The organism is Paracidovorax citrulli (assembly GCF_900100305.1).
In the GTDB taxonomy this organism is placed as follows: domain Bacteria; phylum Pseudomonadota; class Gammaproteobacteria; order Burkholderiales; family Burkholderiaceae_C; genus Paracidovorax; species Paracidovorax citrulli.
The window spans coordinates 183394-204195 of record NZ_FNEY01000001.1; the positions used below are offsets into that span (position 1 = coordinate 183394).

The 20802-nt window shown below is 67.4% G+C and carries 16 protein-coding genes; 14 read left to right on the top strand and 2 right to left on the bottom strand.

Translation table 11 applies throughout. From position 1 onward, the window contains the following. From BLR99_RS00900 to BLR99_RS00935, 8 genes are read left to right on the top strand one after another with little or no spacing between them, the layout of a single operon-like run. Complete coding sequence (locus BLR99_RS00900; protein ID WP_233427199.1) at nt 1-3483, top strand: tape measure protein; 3483 nt, start codon at nt 1-3, stop codon at nt 3481-3483. Beyond that, nucleotides 3483-3881, top strand: coding sequence for a hypothetical protein (locus BLR99_RS00905; protein ID WP_074686634.1), 399 nt, complete (start codon nt 3483-3485; stop codon nt 3879-3881). Before BLR99_RS00900 ends, BLR99_RS00905 begins: the two co-directional genes overlap by 1 nt. Before the next feature lie 3 nt (nt 3882-3884). Further along, entirely contained in the window at nt 3885-7469 is a 3585-nt protein-coding gene (locus tag BLR99_RS22190) for a hypothetical protein (protein WP_083369961.1), read from the top strand. A 26-nt stretch (nt 7470-7495) separates the two neighbouring features. Continuing rightward, on the top strand, nt 7496-8680 hold the full coding sequence (locus BLR99_RS00915) for a hypothetical protein (protein ID WP_074686636.1): 1185 nt from the start codon (nt 7496-7498) through the stop codon (nt 8678-8680). A 2-nt stretch (nt 8681-8682) separates the two neighbouring features. Further along, entirely contained in the window at nt 8683-10092 is a 1410-nt protein-coding gene (locus BLR99_RS00920) for a LamG-like jellyroll fold domain-containing protein (RefSeq protein ID WP_074686638.1), read from the top strand. A gap of 23 nt (nt 10093-10115) precedes the next feature. Then, nucleotides 10116-10520, top strand: a complete 405-nt coding sequence (locus tag BLR99_RS00925; protein ID WP_233427200.1) for a hypothetical protein — start codon at nt 10116-10118, stop codon at nt 10518-10520. 8 nt (nt 10521-10528) lie between these two features. Further along, on the top strand, nt 10529-12424 hold the full coding sequence (locus BLR99_RS00930; RefSeq protein WP_074686642.1) for a hypothetical protein: 1896 nt from the start codon (nt 10529-10531) through the stop codon (nt 12422-12424). Further along, nucleotides 12414-12638 (top strand): hypothetical protein, encoded by a 225-nt coding sequence (locus tag BLR99_RS00935; RefSeq protein WP_083369962.1) that lies wholly within the window; start codon nt 12414-12416, stop codon nt 12636-12638. The genes BLR99_RS00930 and BLR99_RS00935 overlap by 11 nt, the downstream gene beginning before the upstream one ends. Here the strand turns inward: BLR99_RS00935 and BLR99_RS00940 are convergent. Further along, nucleotides 12635-12910 (bottom strand): hypothetical protein, encoded by a 276-nt coding sequence (locus BLR99_RS00940; protein WP_074686644.1) that lies wholly within the window; start codon nt 12908-12910, stop codon nt 12635-12637. The two genes, BLR99_RS00935 and BLR99_RS00940, sit on opposite strands and share 4 nt — an antisense overlap. Nucleotides 12911-12978: 68 nt before the next feature. Then, complete coding sequence (locus BLR99_RS22370; RefSeq protein ID WP_139160122.1) at nt 12979-13257, bottom strand: hypothetical protein; 279 nt, start codon at nt 13255-13257, stop codon at nt 12979-12981. Nucleotides 13258-13457: 200 nt separating this feature from the next. On the opposite strand from BLR99_RS22370, the gene BLR99_RS00945 reads away from it, so the two are divergent. From BLR99_RS00945 to BLR99_RS00970, 6 genes are all read left to right on the top strand, one after another. Continuing rightward, a complete protein-coding gene (locus tag BLR99_RS00945; protein ID WP_017437888.1) occupies nt 13458-14117 on the top strand; it encodes a TetR/AcrR family transcriptional regulator in 660 nt (219 codons plus the stop codon). Between the two features lie 65 nt (nt 14118-14182). Continuing rightward, entirely contained in the window at nt 14183-15988 is a 1806-nt protein-coding gene (locus BLR99_RS00950) for an acyl-CoA dehydrogenase C-terminal domain-containing protein (protein WP_017437889.1), read from the top strand. A 47-nt stretch (nt 15989-16035) separates the two neighbouring features. Beyond that, on the top strand, nt 16036-16470 hold the full coding sequence (locus tag BLR99_RS00955) for a DUF2147 domain-containing protein (RefSeq protein ID WP_017437890.1): 435 nt from the start codon (nt 16036-16038) through the stop codon (nt 16468-16470). 20 nt (nt 16471-16490) lie between these two features. Then, nucleotides 16491-18914, top strand: coding sequence for a 3-hydroxyacyl-CoA dehydrogenase/enoyl-CoA hydratase family protein (locus BLR99_RS00960; RefSeq protein WP_074686646.1), 2424 nt, complete (start codon nt 16491-16493; stop codon nt 18912-18914). Nucleotides 18915-18922: 8 nt separating this feature from the next. Continuing rightward, entirely contained in the window at nt 18923-19444 is a 522-nt protein-coding gene (locus BLR99_RS00965; protein ID WP_011797113.1) for a DUF4442 domain-containing protein, read from the top strand. 45 nt (nt 19445-19489) lie between these two features. Then, nucleotides 19490-20689: an acetyl-CoA C-acyltransferase gene (locus tag BLR99_RS00970; protein WP_074686648.1), complete on the top strand. Its 1200-nt coding sequence runs from the start codon at nt 19490-19492 to the stop codon at nt 20687-20689. Nucleotides 20690-20802 lie beyond the last annotated feature (113 nt).

Consider the following 20802-nt stretch of genomic DNA (forward strand, 5'->3'; position numbering starts at 1 on the left):
TTGGCCGACGACCTGGACGACGTCGCCAAGGTGCTCACAGGCGACCTGAGCAAATCGGCCCAAGGGGCCGCAGCGCGGCTGCGCGAGCTGGCCGACCAGGACCAAGCGATCACGGCGTTCCTGGAGCTGCAGGACAAGGCGCGTGATGCGGGCCGCGCGCTCAAAGCCGCGGAGACCGAGGCGGCCAACTACGGCCGGCAGATCAGCGCGATGGGGCCGCCCACGGCCCAGGAAGCCGCCGCGCAGCAGCGCCTGCAGACGGCAGTGGACACCGCCCGCGTTGCCTTCACGCAAGAAGGCGAGGCGGTTGCCCGCGCTCAGGCCTCTCTGCAGCAGTTCGGCGTGTCGGGCCAAAACGCACGCGACGCCCAGCAGCGCCTGCGGCAGGAGGTGACGGCGGTGCGCGACGCCGTGCAAGACCTGGCGCCCGCCCATCAACAGGCGGCTACCGGTGCGGCCAACGCTGGCGCATCCATGACCCGCACGCATCGCCAGATCGGTGAGGGGGTCGAGTCGATTAGTCAGCAGCTCGCGCGTCTGCAGAGCTTCTATGTCGCGCTGCAGGGCATCCAGGGCTTCAAAGCGATGGCGCTGGATCTCGCGGCGACGGCTGACCAGGTCAACAACCTGCAGGGGCGGATCAAGCTCGTCACGGGCGAGAACGAGAACTTCGCCAAGTCTTGGCAGGGCGTCACCGAGGTGGCTCTGCGCACCCACAGCGCGCTCGAGGAGACGGGCACGCTTTTCACGCGCCTGACGCAGGCCGGCAAGGATGCGGGCCTCAATACCGCCGCGGCCACGAAGCAGAGCCTGGCGCTCACGGAGACGATCAACCAAGCCATCCAGCTGAGCGGGGCCAGCGCCCAGGCTTCGAGCGCCGCCATCACGCAGCTGGTGCAGGGCTTGCAGGGCGGTGCGCTGCGCGGCGACGAATTCAACAGCGTGATGGAGCAGTCCCCGCGCCTGGCGCGCGCGCTGGCGGACGGCCTGGGCGTCACCACGGGCGAGCTGCGCAAGATGGCCGAGGCCGGGCTGCTCACCAGCGACACGGTCATCAAGGCCCTGCAGGGCCAGAGCCAGACCGTCGCCACGGAGTTCTCGAAGCTTCCGCCCACGGTCGGCCGCGCACTCCAAGACCTGTCCACGCAGTGGACGCTGTACGTGGGCGAGACAGACAAGGCCACGGGCGCGAGCGCGGCGGCGGCGACCGCCATCAACGCGGTGTCGAGCAACCTGCGCACCATCGCGGGCCTGCTGATCGACGCGGGACAGGCGACGGCAGCATTCGTCGCTCTGCGCCTGGCGCAGCACTTCCTGGGCATCGGCACCGCAGCCCAGGCGGCTGCAACGGCGGTCGCGGCCAGCAATGCGCAGATGGTGGCCGCAGGCACTGCTGGCGCGACGGCCGCTGCCGGCGTGGGCCGTTTGGCCGCCATCCTGGCAACCCTGCGGACTTTCACCCTGGTGGGCATCGTCGCCAACTTCAAGGACATCGGGACGTGGATCGGGGAGAGCGCTGCCAAGCTGGCGGGCTACAAGGACCGCACCGAGGAACTGGCCAGGGCCGAGAAGCTGCAGGCTGAAATCGCGAAGGAAGCCGCTGCTGATCGCGCGCGTCTGGCGGCATCCATCCAGGCAGCTGTCGATCGGACCTTCGACCTGTCCAAGGCAGCGCGCACAGCAGTAGATGAATTCGCGCAACTGACCAAGGATGGGAAGAGCGCCGCCGAGGCGCTCAAGAAGGCGTCAGAGTCTTTCGACCTCGCCAAGGTGCAGGGCATCCGGGATCTCTCGGGGGTGCTCGAGAAGCTGGCCGCAGACGGAAAGATCTCGCTGGGCGAGCTGCAGGCTGCGTGGGCCCAGGCGCTCGATGGTAAGGATCTGGCCGACTTTGAGATCAAGGCTCGCACCGCGTTCGGGGCGGCCCGTGCTGAGGCCGAGAAGGCGGCGACTGCGTACGAAAACGCCATGGCGCGCGGAGTAGCGGGCGATGAGCTGTTGGCACTGAAAGCAAAGGCTGAAGCGACGTTCGCAGTGGTGACGCGAGAGAGTTCGCGCGCTGCTCAGTTGATGGACGCCCTGCTTCGCGAGGCAGTGAAACGCACCGGCCTTGAGTATGAGCAGTTGCAAGGTCGCATCGGCACCGCGTCGCGCAGCGCAATCAACGACGTGGAAGCCATCATCGCCGGAATGGATCGGCTCCAGGCCCAGGGAGTAGACACAGGCCGGGTGCTCGCTGCCAGCCTGACACGCGCGATCAACACTGCAGATGGACAAGCCGCCATCGACAACCTGCGGGGCCGCATCGAGCAGATGCGCAAGGTGCTGGGCGACAAGATCACCGACGGTCTGCTCGACCAGGCACGGGACAAGGCCCTGGCGTTGAAGGATGCCCTGGACCAGGCCACACCCGGTATCAACAGCGTACGCGAGGCGCTCAAGCAGCTCGGCGTCACGTCCGAGGCCGAGCTGAAGAAGGCCGCCCAGGACACGAAGGAAGCCTACGACACGCTGACCGCCAGCGGCACGGCCAGCGCGCGTGAACTCGGAGAGGGCTTCAAACGGGCTGCTGAGACCGCGATCGCTGCCAACAGGGGCATCGCGCCTGCGTGGGTTGAAGGGCAGGCTGCAATCCGCGGCTTCGACATCGTGGTCGACAACGCTGGCAAGAGCACGCTGAAGCTGCGCGATTCCCTCGCGGACGCCGCATCCACCAGCAATCGCGCTGCAGGAAGCATGGTCAAGGATTGGGGTGGGGTGAGTTCGTCGATCAACGGGGCGACGCGCGCGCTGCAGGAGTACCAGCAACGGATGGCGGACCGTTACGGCCGGCCTGGCGAGGGGGAAAAGGGGCTCTACGAATCTGGAAGGCGAAGCAGCCGGGGTGAAGAGCTGGCACCCGGGGTGCAAGAGATTGGCTCGGGGGGCTACCAGTTCCGCAACAAGGACGGCATGACGTCCGATGCGAGGGGCAATGTCCAGCAGCAATGGGTGTGGACACGGGCCACCATCATCGACTACCTGAAGCAGGCAGGCCTCGACGAGCTGGTGGCGGAGCGCCTGGCCGGCCAGTTCGTCCAGCCTGACGGGTCCGTGCCGTACACGGCAAGCGAAGCGCAGAAGCGTTGGGGTGGACAGTCCTCTACCTTGGCGGAAGCACTGGGCAAGATGGCCGACTACTACAAGTACGGTGCCGGAAAGATGGAGGCCCAGAACATCCTCGAATTCGAGAAGAACAAGAACAAGCCCACAGGGCGGCCGCAGGTGCCCGCGCCGTCACCGGCACCGTCTCCTACACCGGCACCAAGCCCAGGCGGTGGGGGCACAGGCGGCGGCAACGTATACGTCAACAACATCACGATCAACGGCGTCGGCGACTGGGGTGTCGTGCGCGGGACCACGCGCCACACGGATTCCGCCAGCGCCAACACCGAGGTCGAGCTGCTGCGCAAGCTTGCGCAGGCTCAGGGAGCGTCGATCTGATGGCTATCACCCTCACCTACAACGGGACCACCGCGCACATCAGCGACCGACTGCTGTGGACCGACGAGTACGCATGGAGCCCGGTGGACCAGGCCACGGCGTACAGCACGACTGGCGCGCTGCTCGTCGATGTCGCGGTCAAGCAGGCCGGCCGGCCTATCACCCTTGTGGGCACAGACACCCTGGCCTGGATATCGCGCGCGCTGTGCGACTCGCTGCAGGCCTGGGCCGCGCTGCCCGGCATCGAGCTGGACCTCGTTCTGCGTGGCGTCACGCGCCGCGTGCTGTTCGACCACGCGCAGGGCGGCTTCGTGGCGCAGCCCGTCTACAAGCTGCAGGACGGTGAAGAGTCGCCGCAGCAGCTCTTCCTCCCCACCTTTAAATTCATCGAGATCTGACCCATGCCAATCCAAGACGGCGACATCCAACTGCTCGCGAGCCGGGTAATGGCCGACGTGCCCGAGGGCGGCGGCGGTCCTACCGGCAACGTCATCCCCTGGGGGGGATCGAACAACATCGTCCCCGACGTCACCGAGACCGATCGCGCTGGCGGCAACGTGGCGATCCGGCAGCTGCATGTCGGTGTACTGACCCCCAACACCGACGTCTACATGGGCGGCAACGTGGTGCTGTCGCAACTCCCGACCGACCCGCAGGTGAGCATCACGCTCGCCAAGTGCGGGCTGTTCGCGCGTCGCAGCCAGATCGCTGCGGCAATCGCCGCATACCTGATCGAGGGCACGCAGTGGGCCGGCTACCTGCTCGAGGACCACGTCGCCGGCATGCGGTCCATCCAGATCCTGCACCGCAAGGGCACGCCCGCGCCGGACATCGGCCGCACCCTCGTGCTCGCATACCAGGCGGGGACGACGCAGGAGCGCGTGCAGTTCGTTCGCGTCACGCGGACCGAAACCGAGACGCGCACTTTCACCTATGCAGGCTCGGGCTCGTTCGTCGACTACGAGGCCTCGGTAACCAAGGTCGACCTGACCGATGCGCTGCGATTCGCTTTCCCTGGCTCTCCGCCGAGCCGCGACTTTTCCGGGGCGGCCAACAAGACGGTGATCCGCGACACGACGGTCGCGGACGCCGCGGAGTACTACGGCGCCTCGCCGCTGACGGTGGCCGCGGCGATCGGGGACTCGGTCATCAAGGTCGCCAGCATCTACACCCAGCTCGTCCCGTCGTCGCGGACCGAGACCACGGCCCTCGACCAGCGGCCGGCCGCCGAACGCTCGATCGTGCTCGCGCAGGCGCCGCGGCGCGTGGAGGTGCCCGTAGCCGCCCACACGCGGCGCATCCGCATCAACCAGAGCAATCGCGGATTTTCGTTCGTCGCGATGCTCAAACCGCTGCCCGACCCCGGCACGTTGATCGTGAGCTACCGGGCGCTCGGCAGCTGGTACGCCCTCGCTGATGACGGCACAGGCGTCCTCACGGGGGCGGGCTCTGGCCGCGTGATCTATTCCACGGGCAGCTTGGACATGACGCTGCAGGCGCTGCCAGACAACGCCAGCAGCATCATCATCCAGTGGGCCGAGCGGGTCGCGTACACCGACCGCTCCAGCCAGGGCGCGCAGGTGCGAGCGCCCGAGGTCGCGTGGCAGCTGGCACGGCGTGGCACCGCGCCGGGCTCCTGGACGGTCCGCTGGCCTTCGGGTGGTGTGATCCGCACTGCGAGCGACAACGGGCTTGGCAAGATCACTGGCGACGCGGTGGGCGAGATCGATTACCCGTCGTCCAGCATCTTCATGCGCCCGAGCTTCATGGTCGACCCGGGCGGCGAATTTGAGGTGACGTACGACGCGGGCGGCCAGGAAGAGGAAGTGATCGCCGCGCCGACCCTCGACGCCGCCGGCCAGGCGACGCTCGTGCTCACCAAGCAACCGCTGGCCGGCAGCATTGAGGTGGCGTGGAAGACGGCCCAGGAAATCTCCAGCACGAGCGGCACGTCGCTGTCCGCCGCCGATGCCGGCAAGGTCATTGGCACGACCAAATCGGTGATGGGCTATGTCTCGCAGGCGTACTACGGGACGGTGTTCTCCGGGGGCGGCGGCAACGTGAGCACCCCGCCCGTGTCGAGTATGACGGCCCCGGTGTCGATGGTGCGGGTGCCGATCTACCGCATCTCCAACAACACGACGAGCAGCACCTGGTCGCGCATGACCGCACAGGACGCCACCAACAGCCGCCGCGTGATCACGGCGCACAGCGTCACCGACGATGGCGCTGGCGGCTTCGTTTCCGGCCTTGGCACCGTGTCCTACTCGGGCAAGACCATCGTGCTCAAGCTGGCATCTCAGGACCGCTCCACGGTCAGCTACAAGAGCGACCATGAGGACGCCAAGGTGTTCGACGATCCTGACGGCCCGCAGCCCTCGCTCTCCAGCTCGTCGAAAGGTGGCGAGTACGGCACCACGGCCATCGGCGAGCAGCAGGTCGGCGCGGTGATCGTGCGCTACAAGGTCGCACCGGCAGCGGCCACAACCGCCGTCGAGAGATTCGCGGGCGCGGAGATCGTGATCGATCTGCTTCCGTACACCACGGACCGCGGCGTGCCGGGGAGCATTCGGTTTTCCTGGATGGGCCAGGTGTACGACGACTTCGAGGGCGTCCTCTACCGCGGTCGCACCGACAGCAGCCCGGGCATTGCTTCGGGCACCGTGGACTACGCTGCAGGCCTGGCGCGCATGAGCGACTACGTCGTCGGTCCGTCGCCCGCGAGCGTGTCTCTCCAAAGCCTCTGGACGCAGCGCTCGCCATGGAGTACGGCCAGTGTGTTTTTCCGTACGCAGTCCGCGCCGATCAAGCCGGGTGGCCTCGTGCTGACGCTGCTGGACCTCCAGGGCAATGCGCTTACTGCCACCGCCGGCGTGGACGGCGCGTTCAGCGGCGACCACATGCGCGGCCGGATGGATTTCGAGTCCGGCGTCGCGGAACTGCAGTTTGGCGACTACGTCGACCCAGCCACGCTCACCGATGCGCAGAAGGCCGAGTGGTGGTACAGCGCGGCGGACGTGGGTGCAGTCGAGGCCGGCAAGATCTGGCGGCCGTGGCCGGTTGATCCGACCACGCTGCGCTACAACAGCGTGGCCTATTTCTACCTGCCGCTCGACGCGGACATTCTCGGGCTCGATCCGGTCCGGCTGCCGCCGGATGGGCAGGTGCCGATCTACCGGGTCGGGCGCTACCTGGTCATCGGCCACACGGGCACGGTGCCTGCGGCGACGTATGCGGCCGGGCAGACCATCTCCGCTGCACGCACACGGCTGTCGCGCGTCCACTTGGTGGGCGCTGACAACAAGCTGATCCAGACAGGCTGGACGGCCAACCTGGACGCCGGCACGGTGCAGGTCGTGGACCCGTCGACGTGGGTGCAGCCGGTGCGTGTGATGCACCGCATCGAGCAGATGGTCAGGGCCGCGGACGTACAGATCGACGGGACCATCAAGCTGACGCAGCAACTGTCGCACGCGTTCCCGGTCGGGACCGTGGTTTCCTCGGCGCTCATGGCCGGCAACCTGCAGGCGCGCGCGCTGCCGGTGTGGGACCAAGCCAGCTGGAACGGCGTGACCTGGCTGGACGCGGTCGGCATTGAAGGCCCTGCACCTTCCACTTACAACGATGCTGTTTTCCCCGTGCTGGTGACCAATCAGGGCGCGCTCACAGAGCGCTTCGCGCTGCGCGTGCTGACGGGGGGCACCGACGTCGAGGTGATCGGGGAACACGTGGGCAACGTCGGCACCTTTTCGCGCAACACCGATATCGCGCCCATCAACCCGATCAGCGGCGCCCCTTACTTCACCCTGAAGGCTGCAGGCTGGGGCAACGGCTGGGCGGCGGGCAACGTCGTCTTCGTTTCTACCGTCGGCGCGTACTACCCGTTCGCCCTCATTCGGGCCGTGCAGCCTGGCGTGGCAACCGCCACCGACTACCAGTTCGAGATCACGCAGCGCGGCAACGTGGACCGCCCGCCCTCGGCCTGATAGCCATCACCTCCCACAGGATCATCATGAGTACTTCCGTTAAGGTTTTCGATTCCGGCCAGACCGGCGCGCCCGTCCTCTCGGGCACGGCAGGCGCGCTGCGCGCTGTCCTCAAGGCCTGCCTCGTGGACGGCTTCGGCGCGGGCGCCACTGCATCGGTCACCGTGGCTGCCGGCGTGGCCACCGCCATCTACTCGTCCGGTCACCCGTTCCGCGTGGGGTCGGTCGCGCTCTTCGCCGGAGCGACGGGCGCGGGCATCAACGGGGAACGGCGCATCCTCACGATCGCGTCCGATCGCGTGACCTTCGCAGCCCCGGATGCTGCTGACGGCGCCGCTGCAGGCTCCATCACCAGCCGCATGGCACCCGCTGGCTGGCAGGAGCTGTTCGCGGGCCAGCTGAGCAACGTGACCGCGCTGAAGCCGGCGGTGCCGGAGGCCACTGGTTGCGTGCTGCGCCTGGACGACACAGGCACTACAACCGCGCGTGTGGTGGGCTACGAGGCGATGAGCGACATCAGCACCGGGTGGGGGCCATTCCCGACCAACGCGCAGATTTCGGGCGGGCTGTACTGGGCAAAGAGCAATGTGGCGTCCACCGCGCCTCGCGCTTGGCGATGCGTTACAGGCGACCGCTGGTTCTTGATCTGGGTTGCGCCAGTGGATGGTGCGCCCCACGGTTGCGCGTTCGCTTGGGGCGATGTGCTCTCCTATCGGAGCGGCGACACCTATGCCTGCGCGATCCTGGGCAGCGCATCTGACGTGGTGGTGAACACGGGAGCGCCGATTGGCGGCTGTCTTGGCTACGGCCATGCGGCTCGGGAAGCCAACAATGGTCTATATCTTGCGCGGGCGGCGACTGCACTTGGCGGGTCGATCCGCTGCAAGAAAGTGGCTGCGCACAATCTCGAGCAAGGCTACAGCGGCACGTCCACCTACAACCCCAACGGCTACGCCTATCCCTCGCCCGTGGATTTCGGATTGCGCATTGCGCCCGTCGAGGTAGCTGCGGGCCCCGCCCTTCGCGGTCGACTCGCTGGCGTGTATCACTGTGCGCAGGTGCTCGGCGATGCATTCCTCACCGGCGACACGATTCCGGGCGAAGGTGCTTTCACGGGACGCACGTTGCTGGCCTTGCGATGCGGCGCGCCCGGTGCGGACCTGTCGCTGGCAGGGACTGTGTTCGTCGACGTCACCGGGCCTTGGGAGTGACCATGGCGGCACGGTACTGGCGCGTCATCGGCCTGCGGACGGACGGCTCTGCAGGCGTGGCCCTCACGCAGGCGGTGCTGTGGGGCGCGTCTGCAGTCATCCCTGCTGCCCTATCTGCCAGCCACGCGCCAGTGGCGGGCGGCTTGGCAAGCCTCACCGATGGCGAGCTGAGCGACACCACGGCATGGACTCGCGCCCAGGTGGCGGCTCCCGGCTTCGCATTGACATGGGACGCTGGCACGGCAGTGGATGCCGTCAATGTGCAGTTCGGCAGCGGTGATTCGCCGGCGCAATGGGTGCGCGTGTACACCCTGCAGTCCTCTACGGATCGCGCCACCTGGACAACCGTCGGCACGTTTGTCCTCGCCTGGCCCGGTGCGCATGTGCTCGCACCTCTGCCATCGATTGGCGATCCCTGGGCCGACAAGGTGGTGTCGCTGCTGCTGTTCGACGGCGGCACGCTGACCGATAGCGCCGACAGCAGCGGGGCGTGGACTGCTTCCGGCGGCGCCGCGGTTGTGGCTTCTGGCGGTGTTGGCGACAGCGGCGCGCTCTCTCTCAACGGGTCCACCGATTGTTTCATCTCCCAACCCCCGAGCAGCCGCTGGACCTTCGGCATGAGAGAGTTCTGCGTTGAGTTGTACCTGCGCTGGGACGGGGGCATGGGAGATCGAGCGCTGGTCTCGATGCGTAACGCCGCCGCAGAGCGGTGGGCCAACGTGGTTCGCCTCAACAACGGGGTGCCGCAATGGTCGAACGGGACAGCTTGGCTCGGTGGCTCCACGTCGCTCTCGGCCAACACGTTGACCCACCTGGCGGTGGCGCGGGTCGCGGGCACGCTGCGGCATTTCGTCGACGGCGTGAAGGTCTTCGAGACTTCCGATGCCACTGATATTGCTGGCGACCGGCCTTGCTACATTGGGGCCTACGACGCATTCCGGGGAGTCACTCAGTTGGCCGGGCAGATGGACTTCATCCGCATCACGGTCGGCGCGGGACGCTACACAGGCGACTTCACCCCACCGACCGGGGTCAGCGGGGGCGTCAACTATCCAGCCAAGGCTGTGCCGCAAGTGCCTATGGACGCCCTGGGCTCGGTGAGCGGCACAAGCGCCACTCTGATGCCGGCGGCGATCGAGCGCCTGGCGCGCGATATGCAATACGGTGGAGCGGGCCGCATCTGGGGGACCACCACCATCAAGGGCAAGCCGGCCAACTCGCCGACACGGGCTCGAGTGGTCCTGATGCATCAACGCAGCAAGATGGTGGCCCGCGAGACGTGGAGCGACCCTGTGACGGGCGCATTCGCCTTCAACGGCATCGACACCCGGCAGCAGTGGCTCACCCTCGCGGAGGACCAGGCAGGCAACTATCGTCCCGTCGCGGCCAACCGTCTGGAGGCCGTGGCATGACGACGTGGCGTGTCGGACCCGAGGTGGCACTAGCGCAGCTCGAAGCCACGATCGCCCGGGCAGATGCCGGCAGCGGCCGGTGCCGCGTGCGCCTGCACACCACCCCCCGCCCGGGCTCGGTGGTTGATGCGGCGGGCGGCACGGCCCAGGCCGAGATCATCTTGTCCAAGCCCTGTGCATCCATCGTCGGAGGCGCGCTCGTGTGGCACGCCGAGGACGCGGGCGGCGCGCTGGTGATGCTCGCCGGCATCCCGCGATGGGGTGTGTGGATCGGTGCGTCGGGCATCGTAGTCGCCGAAGGCAGCGTGACCGATGCCGTGCACGGCGGCGACTTCCGGGTGGCCGGTGGCACCACCCCGGACGGTGAGGACAGCCCTCTGCTGCTCGCGGGCGGCCTGGTCGTGCTGGCGCCCTCGGCGCTTACCTGATCCTGACCATGGCGGATTTGGATCTCGTCTTCGGCCAGGCGGTCAACCCGCCGAGCTCGCCCGTGGAAATCGTCTTCGGGGACGACGACGACGAGGGCGGCGCCGGCAGCGTTGAGCTTTCGGCGGCTGGCGCGATCACGGGCCTGCGCGCGCCGGTGCTGCTGCGGTCGGCGGTGCGGGCACAGGCCACGGGCCAGATCACAGGCCTGCGCCTCGCGGCTGCAGTCGCATACGATGTCAACGTGGCGCGGCCTGTGGTCGGCATCACCATGCAGCGCTGGCATGACGCAGCGCAGCGCCAGGCGTCGGCCGAGGCCCGCTACCAGGAGGGGCTGCCCGTGCGGGCGGCAATCCAGCAGCGCTGGCAGGACGGCCAGGCCGTGCGAGCCGTGGCGCTGGCCCGCTACGAGGCCGCCAGCGCGGTGTCTTCCTCCGTGCGCCAGGGGTGGCAGGATGCGCGCCGGCTCGCCGCGCCTGGGCTGCTGCAGGGCTTCCAAGAGGGCATTGCGCTACGACGGGCTGTGCAGCAGCGCTGGCAAGAGGCGCAGTCCCGTGCGGCCGTCGTCGTGCAGGGCTTCGAAGAGGCGGTGCGCCTGCGGCAGGTGGTCGTTCAGACTTGGCAGGACGCGGACCGGCGATCAGCGGTCGTGACCAACAGCATGGGCATCGCCGTGGCCCGGTCCAGCGCGTGGGTCGCTCACTACCAGGAAGCATGGGTGCCGCGGCCTGGGATCTCGGCGCAACCCAAGCCACCCCAGCCCGATCCCTGCTACGTGCCGGGTCTGCCGGCGCACCTGGTGTTCGACCAGGCGGCGGACGCGGCCGTACCCGCGCAGCTGGTGTTCATCTGCGACCGGCACTCCGACCCAGAGCCCGGCACCACCATCGTCATCCCGGTCCGCCGGAGGTACATCGTGATCAACAACATCATCCTGCGGCGCGTGGATTCCGGCGCCGAGCTGCGGGCGCACAGCTTCGGCATGTCGCTCGACTACCAATCGTGGACGTGGACTTGGTCGGCGTCGCTCCACCACGACGCGGCCGCCCATCTCGGGCGTGACAGCGCGGGCGACCCTGCAGAGATCGAAGTCCAGGTCAACGGCGTGCCGTTCCGGCTGCGGATCGAGCGCCTGGTCGAGGATCGGAGATTTCTGCCGCAGTTGCGCTGGTCGGTATCGGGCAAGGGCAAGGCCATGCCTCTCGGCGCGCCTTATGCGCCCGTGCAGTCCTTCTTCAACACCACCGCCCGCACAGCGCAGCAGCTCGCGGCCGACGCTCTCACGTTCAACGGCGTGGGGATCGGCTGGGCTGTGGATTGGCAGATCGTGGACTGGCAGGTTCCGGCGGGCGCCTGGTCGCTGCAGGGCACTGCCATCGATGCCATCAATGACATCGCGGCGGCAGCGGGCGGATACGTCCAGCCGCACCCTACTGACGCGGTCTTCCGGGTGCTGCCGCGCTATCCAGCCCCCTCCTGGACCTGGGGCGGCGTGGTGCCGGACTTCGAGATCCCGAGCGCCGCGGCCGAGGTCGTGGGCATCGAGCACGTCGACCGCCCGGGCTACAACCTCGTGTTCCTCGGCGGCGTCAGCGCGGGGGTGTTCGGACCGTTCAAGCGCGCAGGGTCGGCCGGGGACGTGGCGGCGCCACAGGTCAACCATGCGCTCATCACGCACCCGGACGTGCATCGCGCCCGTGGGATCGCCGAGCTGTCCGACACCGGCCGGCAGGAGCATGTGTCGCTCCGGATGCAGGTGCTTCCGGACACGGGGGTGATCCACCCTGGTCAGTTCGTGCGGTACGTGGGTGACCGGACGGTGGTCGGCATCGTGCGGCGCACGGCGATCGACTGGAGCCGGCCCACGCTACGGCAAACGCTGGAGATCGAGACCCATGCTGCATAACCCCTACCGCGCATTCCTGGCGCTGATCCCTGCGGAGCCGCTCATGGTGGGCGAGGTGCTGGCCGCCGCCAGCGGCGTGGCCACCGTGCAGATCATCGGCGGCGGGCAGATGCAGGCCAGGGGAGAGGCCACCGTGGGCCAACGGGTTTTTGTGCAGGGCGGCGCCATTCAAGGCACCGCCCCGTCGCTGGCGTACGTGGAGGGAGAGGCCTAGGCCTGACAGCTCTGGCCCAGCCACCGGGGGTGCAGCAACATGCTGGCTTGCACCTTCACGACGGCATCGTGCAGCGGGCCGGTCAGTTCAGGTGGGTAAGCAGTGGGGGCGACATCCACCTTCCAGCTGCCGGGATCAGCGGGCGGCAGGGTGTGCGAAACCGCGAAGTAGGGGATCTGGCTCCGCAGTCCTTCGGAGCGGGGGTCATTGATCACAGCTTGGCGGACAGCCTCGCGGATCTGGTCTTCGGATTGGTAGGTGCGTTGGTCCATCTCGGACTCCTAGGTGGGTTAGAGGAAGTCCCAGTCTCTTGTCACGACCACCATTCCGGGGCGGGATGTCAAGAATTTTTTTTATCTGTCGAGTTTCTGTCGGCCATGCGAGGCGTGCCGAGAGGAAGGCGGTCCGCGCGAACCGGAACCCAGATCCAGTAGACGCTCTTGCCGCGCTTGTAACGATGTTGTGCGAACGTGAGCCGGGTAGGGCCGAGCTGCTGGGCCTGGATGTCCACTGTCAATCTGGACGGCTGCTCCGGTCCAGCTGGCGGCAGCGACAATTTCGCATCGGCTTCTTCAACGCCCTGCACCCAGGCAAGGTCGCCGTTGTCTTCGTAGTCCATGGCGCATTGTGTTCCGCCTGTGGATGTAGCGCCAAAGGCACAGTTAAAAAGCGCCAAAGCGAGTGTGAATACACGCCAAAGCGCGCGGCGCGCAATCCTCGGTGTTTACCCCTAATTCCTTCCAGCCCCCGGGCCAAGGCTGGCTGCCACCATTCTTTTGCTGCAAAATAGCACGATCGTTCGTTTTATTTCCTGCTGCCGTGCCTCCCACTGTCTCTTCCAAAACCCAGCGTCCCGCCTCCGCGCGGGAGGGCCGTGCGCTGCAGAAAGGCCAGCAGACCAAGGCGGCCATCGTCGATGCGGCGCTGGGGCTGGCCACGCACATCGGGCTGGAGGGCCTGTCCATCGGCGCTCTGGCCGACGTGACCGGCATGAGCAAGTCGGGAGTCTTCGCCCACTTCGGCTCGCGCGAGGAACTGCAGATATCCGTCGTCCGCGAATACCACGTGCGGTTCGAGCACGAGGTGTTCTATCCCGCCATGTCGGCGCCCCGCGGATTGCCCCGCCTGCGCGCCCTGTTCGACAACTGGATGAAGCGCACCTCCATCGAGATCGACTCGGGCTGCATCTACATCAGCGGGGCCGTCGAGTTCGACGACCGGACGGGGCCGGTGCGCGACGCGCTCGCGAATTCGGTCCTCACCTGGCACGCCGCCATGAAGCGGGCGATCGACCAGTGCAAGGAGCTGGGCGAGGTGGGCGCCGACGTGGAGTCCGAGCAGATGCTGTTCGAGATCCACGGCCTTATCCTTGCGCTGCACTACGAGGCGCGCTTCCTGCAGACGCCCGGCTCCCTGGGCCGGGCCACGGCCGGCTTCGACAACATCCTCGCCCGCTATGCCGCCAGGCCGGCGGGTTGAACGTTTTTTTCGTCTTTTCCGCCTACGCATTCCACCATCCAACGCACCGAACTAGGAGCCCATCCATGCCGACCTACACGCCCCCCCTGCGCGACATGCAATTCGTCCTCCACGAGGTTTTCCGGGTCACGGAGGAGTTCAAGGCGATCCCGCGCCATGCGGAGGTGGATGCCGACACCGTGAATGCCGTGCTGGAAGAGGCCGGCAAGTTCGCCGCGGGCGTGGCGTTCCCGCTCAACATGAGCGGCGACGAGGAGGGCTGCACGCTGGACAAGGCCACGCACGAAGTGACCACGCCCAAGGGCTTCAAGGATGCCTACGCGCAGTATGTGGAAGGCGGCTGGGCGGCGCTGTCGTGCGATCCGGAGTATGGCGGCCAGGGCCTGCCGTTCGTCGTGAACCAGTGCCTCTATGAAATGCTCAACAGCGCCAACCAGGCCTGGACCATGTATCCGGGGCTGTCGCACGGCGCCTACGAGGCGTTGCATGCGCACGGGACCGAAGAGCAGAAGAAGCTCTACCTGCCCAAGCTCACCAGCGGCGAATGGACCGGCACCATGTGCCTGACCGAGCCCCACTGCGGCACCGACCTGGGCCTGCTGCGCACCAGGGCCGAGCCCGTGGCCGGCGCGCCCGAGGGTACGTACAAGATCACGGGCAACAAGATCTTCATCAGCGCGGGCGAACATGATTTCACCGAGAACATCGTGCACCTGGTGCTCGCCCGCCTGCCGGATGCGCCGAAGGGCAGCAAGGGCATCAGCCTGTTCGTGGTGCCCAAGTACAAGGTGAACGCCGACGGCTCGATCGGCGAGCGCAACCCGATCTATTGCACGGGCCTGGAGCACAAGATGGGCATCCATGGCAACGCCACCGCCCAGATCTCCATCGACGGCGCCATCGGCACGCTGGTGGGCCAGCCGCACAAGGGCCTGCAGGCCATGTTCGTGATGATGAACGCCGCCCGCCTGGGCGTGGGCAACCAGTCGCTGGGCCTGACCGAAGTGGCTTTCCAGAACGCGCTGGCCTATGCCAAGGACCGCATCCAGATGCGCAGCCTGTCGGGCACGAAGGCCAAGGACAAGGAGGCCGATCCGATCATCGTGCACCCCGACGTGCGCAAGATGCTGCTCACGGCCAAGGCCTACGCCGAAGGCGCCCGCGCGCTGCAGATCTACTGCACGCTGCTGCTGGACAAGGCGCACAGCCATCCCGACGAGAAGGTGCGCAAGGACAGTGATGAACTCGTGGCGCTGCTCACGCCCATCGTGAAGGCCTTCATCACCGACAACGGGCATATTTCCACCAATGCCTGCATGCAGGTCTTCGGTGGCCACGGCTTCATCAAGGAATGGGGCATGGAGCAGTTCGTGCGGGACAACCGCATCAACATGATCTACGAAGGCACGAACACCGTGCAGTCGCTGGACCTGCTGGGCCGCAAGATCCTCGGCAACAACGGCGCCACGCTCAAGAAGTTCGGCAAGCTCGTGGGCAAGCTGGTCGAGGAAGAGGGCGTGAACGAGAAGATGGCCGAGTTCATCAACCCCATCGCCTACCTGGGCGACCAGATGACGAAGTTCACCACCGAGATCGGCTTCAAGGGTTTCCAGAACCCCGACGAGGTGGGCGCCGCGGCCGTGGACTACCTGCGTGTGGCGGGTCACCTGGTGTTCGGCTACATGTTCGCCCGCATGGCCCAGGTGGCCCTGCGGGAGATCGCTGCCGGCAATACCGACCCGTTCTACCAGGCCAAGCTGCAGACGGCGCGCTTCTACTTCGCCAAGCTGTTCCCCGAGACGGCGACCCTGATGCGTACCGCGCGCACCGGTGCCAAGCCGCTGATGGACACGGACGCCGCCCTGGCGTGACCCCGTCGCCCCGGCCTTCATTTCAATCAGACCACAGGGATGCCGCTATGAGAACCGCTTTGTTGGCTATTGCCTTGGCAGCCGCCGCGCTGCCCTCCTGGGCCCAGATGTCCCCGGTGGGGACATGGCGCAGCATCGATGACAAGACTGGCGAGGCGAAGGCCGAGATCCGCATCACCGAGGCGGATGGCGCGCTGTCGGGCCGCATCGAAAAGTCGCTCAAGAAAGACACCCAGCCCGGCGCCACGTGCCAGGAATGCACCGATGACCGCAAGGGCCAGCCCATCGCCGGGCTGGAGATCATCCGCGGCGGCAAGAAGGCCGAAGGCAAGGACCTGTGGGAAGGGGGCAAGATCCTCGACCCCGAGAATGGCAAGGAATACCGTGCCAGCTTCACGCCCATCGACGGCGGCGCCAGGCTGGAAGTGCGCGGCTACCTGGGGCCCTTCTGGCGCACGCAGGTCTGGCAGCGCGTGCAGTAACCCATTCACGAGAAACCACCATGTCCCGATTCCAAGTGAAGAAAGTCGCCGTGCTCGGCGCGGGCGTGATGGGCGCGCAGATCGCCGCCCACCTCGCCAACGTGAAGGTGCCCGTGGTGCTGTTCGACCTGCCTGCCAAGGAAGGCCCGAAGAACGGCATCGTCACCAAGGCCGTCGAGGGCCTGAAAAAGCTCAAGCCCTCGCCGCTGGGCGTGGCGGACGATGCCGCGCTGATCGGCCAGGCCAACTACGAAGAACACCTGGAGCAGCTGCGCGGCTGCGACCTCATCATCGAGGCGATCGCCGAGCGCATGGACTGGAAGCTCGACCTCTACAGGAAGATCGCGCCCTTCGTCGCGCCGAACGCCATCGTGGCGTCCAATACCTCGGGCCTGTCGATCACGAAGCTCTCCGAGGCGCTGCCCGATGCGATCAAGCCGCGCTTCTGCGGCATCCACTTCTTCAACCCGCCGCGCTACATGACGCTGGTGGAGTTGATCGACACGCCCACCACCAAGGCGGAAGTGCTGGACCAGCTCGAAGCCTTCGTCACGAGCGGCCTGGGCAAGGGCGTGGTGCGCGCGCACGACACGCCCAACTTCATCGCCAACCGCGTCGGCATCGCCGGCATGCTGGCGACGATGAAGGAGGTGGAGAATTTCGGCCTCACCTACGACGTGGTGGACGACCTCACGGGCAAGAAGCTGGGGCGCGCTTCCAGCGGCACCTTCCGCACGGCCGACGTGGTGGGGCTCGATACGATGGCGCACGTCATCAAGACGCTGCAGGACAACCTGTCCGAAGAGACCGACCCGTTCTACGGCAGCTTCGGCACGCCCGAGGTGCTGAACAAACTCATCGAGATGAAGCACCTGGGCCAGAAGTCCAAGGCCGGCTTCTACAAGAAGGTGGGCCGGGATATCCTGCGTTTCGACCTGTCCGAAGGCGACTACGTGCCCGGCGGCCAGAAGGCCGACGAGGTCTATGGCCGCATGCTGAAGAAGCCCGCCGCGGAGCGCCTGAAGCTGCTGCGCAATGCCGAGGGTGCGCAGGGCCGTTTCCTGTGGGCGATCCTGCGCAACAGCTTCCACTACGCCGCCGTGCATCTGGCAACGATTGCCGACAACGCGCGTGACGTGGACCAGGCGATGCGCTGGGGCTTCGGCATGAAGCAGGGCCCGTTCGAGCTGTGGCAGGAGGCCGGCTGGCTCGAGGTGGCGAAGATGATCCAGGAGGACATCGACGCGGGCACGGCGCTCAGCAAGGCGCCGCTGCCCGAGTGGGTGTTCAAGGGGCCGGTGGCCGAGGCCGGCGGCGTGCACACCGCCGAAGGATCGTGGAGCGCGTCGAAGTCGAAGTTCGTTCCGCGCCGCCAGCTGCCTGTCTATGAGCGCCAGCACTTCCCCGAGCGCCTGCTGGGCGAGAGCAATCTGCCCGACTGGCGCACGGCCGGCACGACGGTGTCCGAATCCGACGCGCTGCGCACCTGGACGCTCGATAAGGATCGAGGCTCCTCCGGTGGCCGGATTCTCATCGCCAGCATCAAGAGCAAGATGCATGCGATCAGCCCCGACGTGATGGAAGGGCTGATGGAGGCCATCGACACCGCCGAGCGCGACTACGACGGCCTGGTGATCTGGTCCGGCGACGCGCCCTTCAGCGTGGGCGCCGACCTGCAGGCCACCATGCCGGCCTTCGTCGTGGCCGGCGTCTCGGCGATCGAAGGCGTCGAGCAGGAGCTGCAGAACCTGATGCTGCGCCTGCGCTATGCCCAGGTGCCGGTGGTGTCTGCCATCCACGGCATGGCGCTGGGCGGCGGCTGCGAGCTGGCCGTCTATTCGTCGCGCCGCGTGGCCCACATGGAAAGCTATATCGGCCTGGTCGAGGTGGGCGTGGGCCTGGTGCCGGGCGCTGGCGGGCTGACCTACATCGCCCGCCGCGCGGCGGAGAATGCCGCGGCCTCCACGGGCAAGGACCTGCTGCCCTTCCTCACGGAGGGTTTCACCGCCGCCGCGATGGCCAAGGTGGGAACCAGCGCGCTGGAATCGCGCAAGCTCGGCTACCTGCTGGAGAGCGACATCGTCGTGCCGCACAAGGACGAGGTGCTGTTCGTGGCGCTGAACGAGGCGAAGGCCATGGCCGCCAGCGGCTGGCGCGCGCCGAACAAGCGCCTCTTCCCGGTCGCCGGGCGCAGCGGCATCGCCACCATCCGCGGCTCGCTGGTGAACATGCGCGACGGTGGCTTCATCAGCGACCACGACCAGCACATCGCCACGCTGATCGCCGAAATTGTCTGCGGCGGCGATGTGGATGCCGGCACGCTGGTGAGCGAGGAGTACCTGATGGCGCTGGAGCGCAAGGCGTTCTGCGCGCTCATCCAGCATCCCAAGACGCAGGAGCGCATCCTGGGCATGCTGAACACCGGCAAGCCGGTACGCAATTGACCTCCCGCATGACCGCCGTCCCCGCCGCCTCTTTCGCGCCGAACCGCCTGCAACTGCAGCTGGAACAGGTGGACGAGTTCCCGGAGTTCCTGCGCCCCTGGGTGCGCAACCTGGTGCTGCGGCGCGCCGTGCCGTTCACGAAGACGGCGCGCGTGGAGTTCGTCGAGATGTCGCCGCACCGCGTGGAAGTGCGCCTGCCCAACGTGCAGCGCGTGCAGAACCACATCGGCGGCATCCATGCCTCGGCCATGAACCTGCTGGCCGAGACGGCCACCGGCATGGCCGTCGGGCTGAACGTGCGGGACGACTGCGTGCCGCTCGCCAAGGACATGAAGATGGCCTTCCGCCAGCGTGCCAAGGGCGCGCTGCGCGCGGTGGCGGTGCTCACCGACGCGCAGCGCCAGGCGATGCGGGACGCCGACAAGGGCGAGCTGCAGGTGCCGGTCACGGTGACGGACGAGTCCGGGGCCGAGCCGGTGCAATGCGAATTCACGTGGGCCTGGGTTCCCTCCAGCCGCCCCGCCAGGTAAACGATTGACTGACCGATCGACGGATCGATTGAAGGAGCCTTCTCCATGGCAAAACAAATGCAGGACGCCTACATCGTCGCCGCCACGCGCACGCCCATCGGCAAGTCGCACCGCGGCTACTTCCGCAACACCCGGCCCGACGACCTGCTGGCCACGACCCTGAAGGCCGCGCTGGCCCAGGTGCCGGGGCTGGACCCGGCCGCCATCGAGGACATCATCTGCGGTTGCGCGATTCCCGAGGGCGCACAGGGCCTGAACGTGGCGCGCATCGGCGCCGTGCTGGCGGGGCTGCCCACCAGCGTGGGCGGCATCACCGTCAACCGCTTCTGCGCCTCGGGCCTCTCGGCCGTGCAGATGGCCGCCGACCGCATCCGCGTGGGCGAGGCCGAGGTGATGATCGCCGCGGGTGTCGAGAGCATGAGCATGGTGCCGATGATGGGCAATACGCCGTCGCTCTCGCCCAGCATCTTCGCGAAGGACGGCGACGTGGGCATCGCCTACGGCATGGGCCTGACGGCCGAGAAGGTCGCCCAGCAGTGGAAGGTGTCGCGCGAGGACCAGGATGCCTTCGCGCTGCAGTCGCACCAGCGGGCGCTGGCCGCGCAGAAGGCGGGCGAATTCACGGACGAGATCACGCCGATCGAAGTGACCGACCGCACCGCGGACCTGGAGTCGGGCGAGAGCGTCGCGAAGACCCGTACGGTGACGCTGGACGAGGGCGCGCGGCCCGACACCAGTCTGGAGGGGCTCGCCAAGCTCAAGACGGTGTTCGCCGCGCGCGGCTCGGTCACGGCCGGCAACAGTTCACAGACCAGTGACGGCGCCGGTGCGCTGATCCTCGCGAGCGAATCGGCCGTGAAGCGCTTCGGCCTGACCCCGCTGGCGCGTTTCGTCAGCTTCGCCAGCAAGGGCGTGCCGCCGAGCATCATGGGCATCGGCCCGATCGAGGCCATCCCGGCCGCGCTGCGCTATGCCGGCCTGAATCAGCAGGACATCGACTGGTTCGAGCTGAACGAGGCCTTCGCCGCGCAGTCGCTCGCCGTGCTGCGCCAGCTGGGCCTGGACCCGGCCAAGGTGAATCCGATGGGCGGCGCCATCGCGCTGGGCCATCCGCTGGGCGCCACGGGCGCCATCCGCTCGGCCACGGTCGTGCATGCGCTGCGCAGAAAGAACCTGAAATACGGCATGGTCACGATGTGCGTGGGCATGGGGCAGGGCGCTGCGGGCATCTTCGAAAGGGTGTGAGTACATCCCCCTGAGCGGCTTCGCCGCTTCCCCCTTCTCTCGCGCTGGCGCGCGGGAAGGGGGACGACGCCGGTGGCCTGGCGAAGCCAGATCCACGGCGTCTGCTGGCCAAT

What these genes read in the sequence shown, in the direction of transcription:
- BLR99_RS00905 (WP_074686634.1), top strand. Translation starts at nt 3,483, where the DNA reads ATGGCTATCACCCTCACCTACAACGGGACCACCGCGCACATCAGCGAC.
- BLR99_RS22190 (WP_083369961.1), top strand. Translation starts at nt 3,885, where the DNA reads ATGCCAATCCAAGACGGCGACATCCAACTGCTCGCGAGCCGGGTAATG.
- BLR99_RS00915 (WP_074686636.1), top strand. Translation starts at nt 7,496, where the DNA reads ATGAGTACTTCCGTTAAGGTTTTCGATTCCGGCCAGACCGGCGCGCCC.
- BLR99_RS00920 (WP_074686638.1), top strand. Translation starts at nt 8,683, where the DNA reads ATGGCGGCACGGTACTGGCGCGTCATCGGCCTGCGGACGGACGGCTCT.
- BLR99_RS00930 (WP_074686642.1), top strand. Translation starts at nt 10,529, where the DNA reads ATGGCGGATTTGGATCTCGTCTTCGGCCAGGCGGTCAACCCGCCGAGC.
- BLR99_RS00935 (WP_083369962.1), top strand. Translation starts at nt 12,414, where the DNA reads ATGCTGCATAACCCCTACCGCGCATTCCTGGCGCTGATCCCTGCGGAG.
- BLR99_RS00940 (WP_074686644.1), bottom strand. Translation starts at nt 12,910, where the DNA reads ATGGACCAACGCACCTACCAATCCGAAGACCAGATCCGCGAGGCTGTC.
- BLR99_RS22370 (WP_139160122.1), bottom strand. Translation starts at nt 13,257, where the DNA reads ATGGACTACGAAGACAACGGCGACCTTGCCTGGGTGCAGGGCGTTGAA.
- BLR99_RS00950 (WP_017437889.1), top strand. Translation starts at nt 14,183, where the DNA reads ATGCCGACCTACACGCCCCCCCTGCGCGACATGCAATTCGTCCTCCAC.
- BLR99_RS00955 (WP_017437890.1), top strand. Translation starts at nt 16,036, where the DNA reads ATGAGAACCGCTTTGTTGGCTATTGCCTTGGCAGCCGCCGCGCTGCCC.
- BLR99_RS00960 (WP_074686646.1), top strand. Translation starts at nt 16,491, where the DNA reads ATGTCCCGATTCCAAGTGAAGAAAGTCGCCGTGCTCGGCGCGGGCGTG.
- BLR99_RS00965 (WP_011797113.1), top strand. Translation starts at nt 18,923, where the DNA reads ATGACCGCCGTCCCCGCCGCCTCTTTCGCGCCGAACCGCCTGCAACTG.
- BLR99_RS00970 (WP_074686648.1), top strand. Translation starts at nt 19,490, where the DNA reads ATGGCAAAACAAATGCAGGACGCCTACATCGTCGCCGCCACGCGCACG.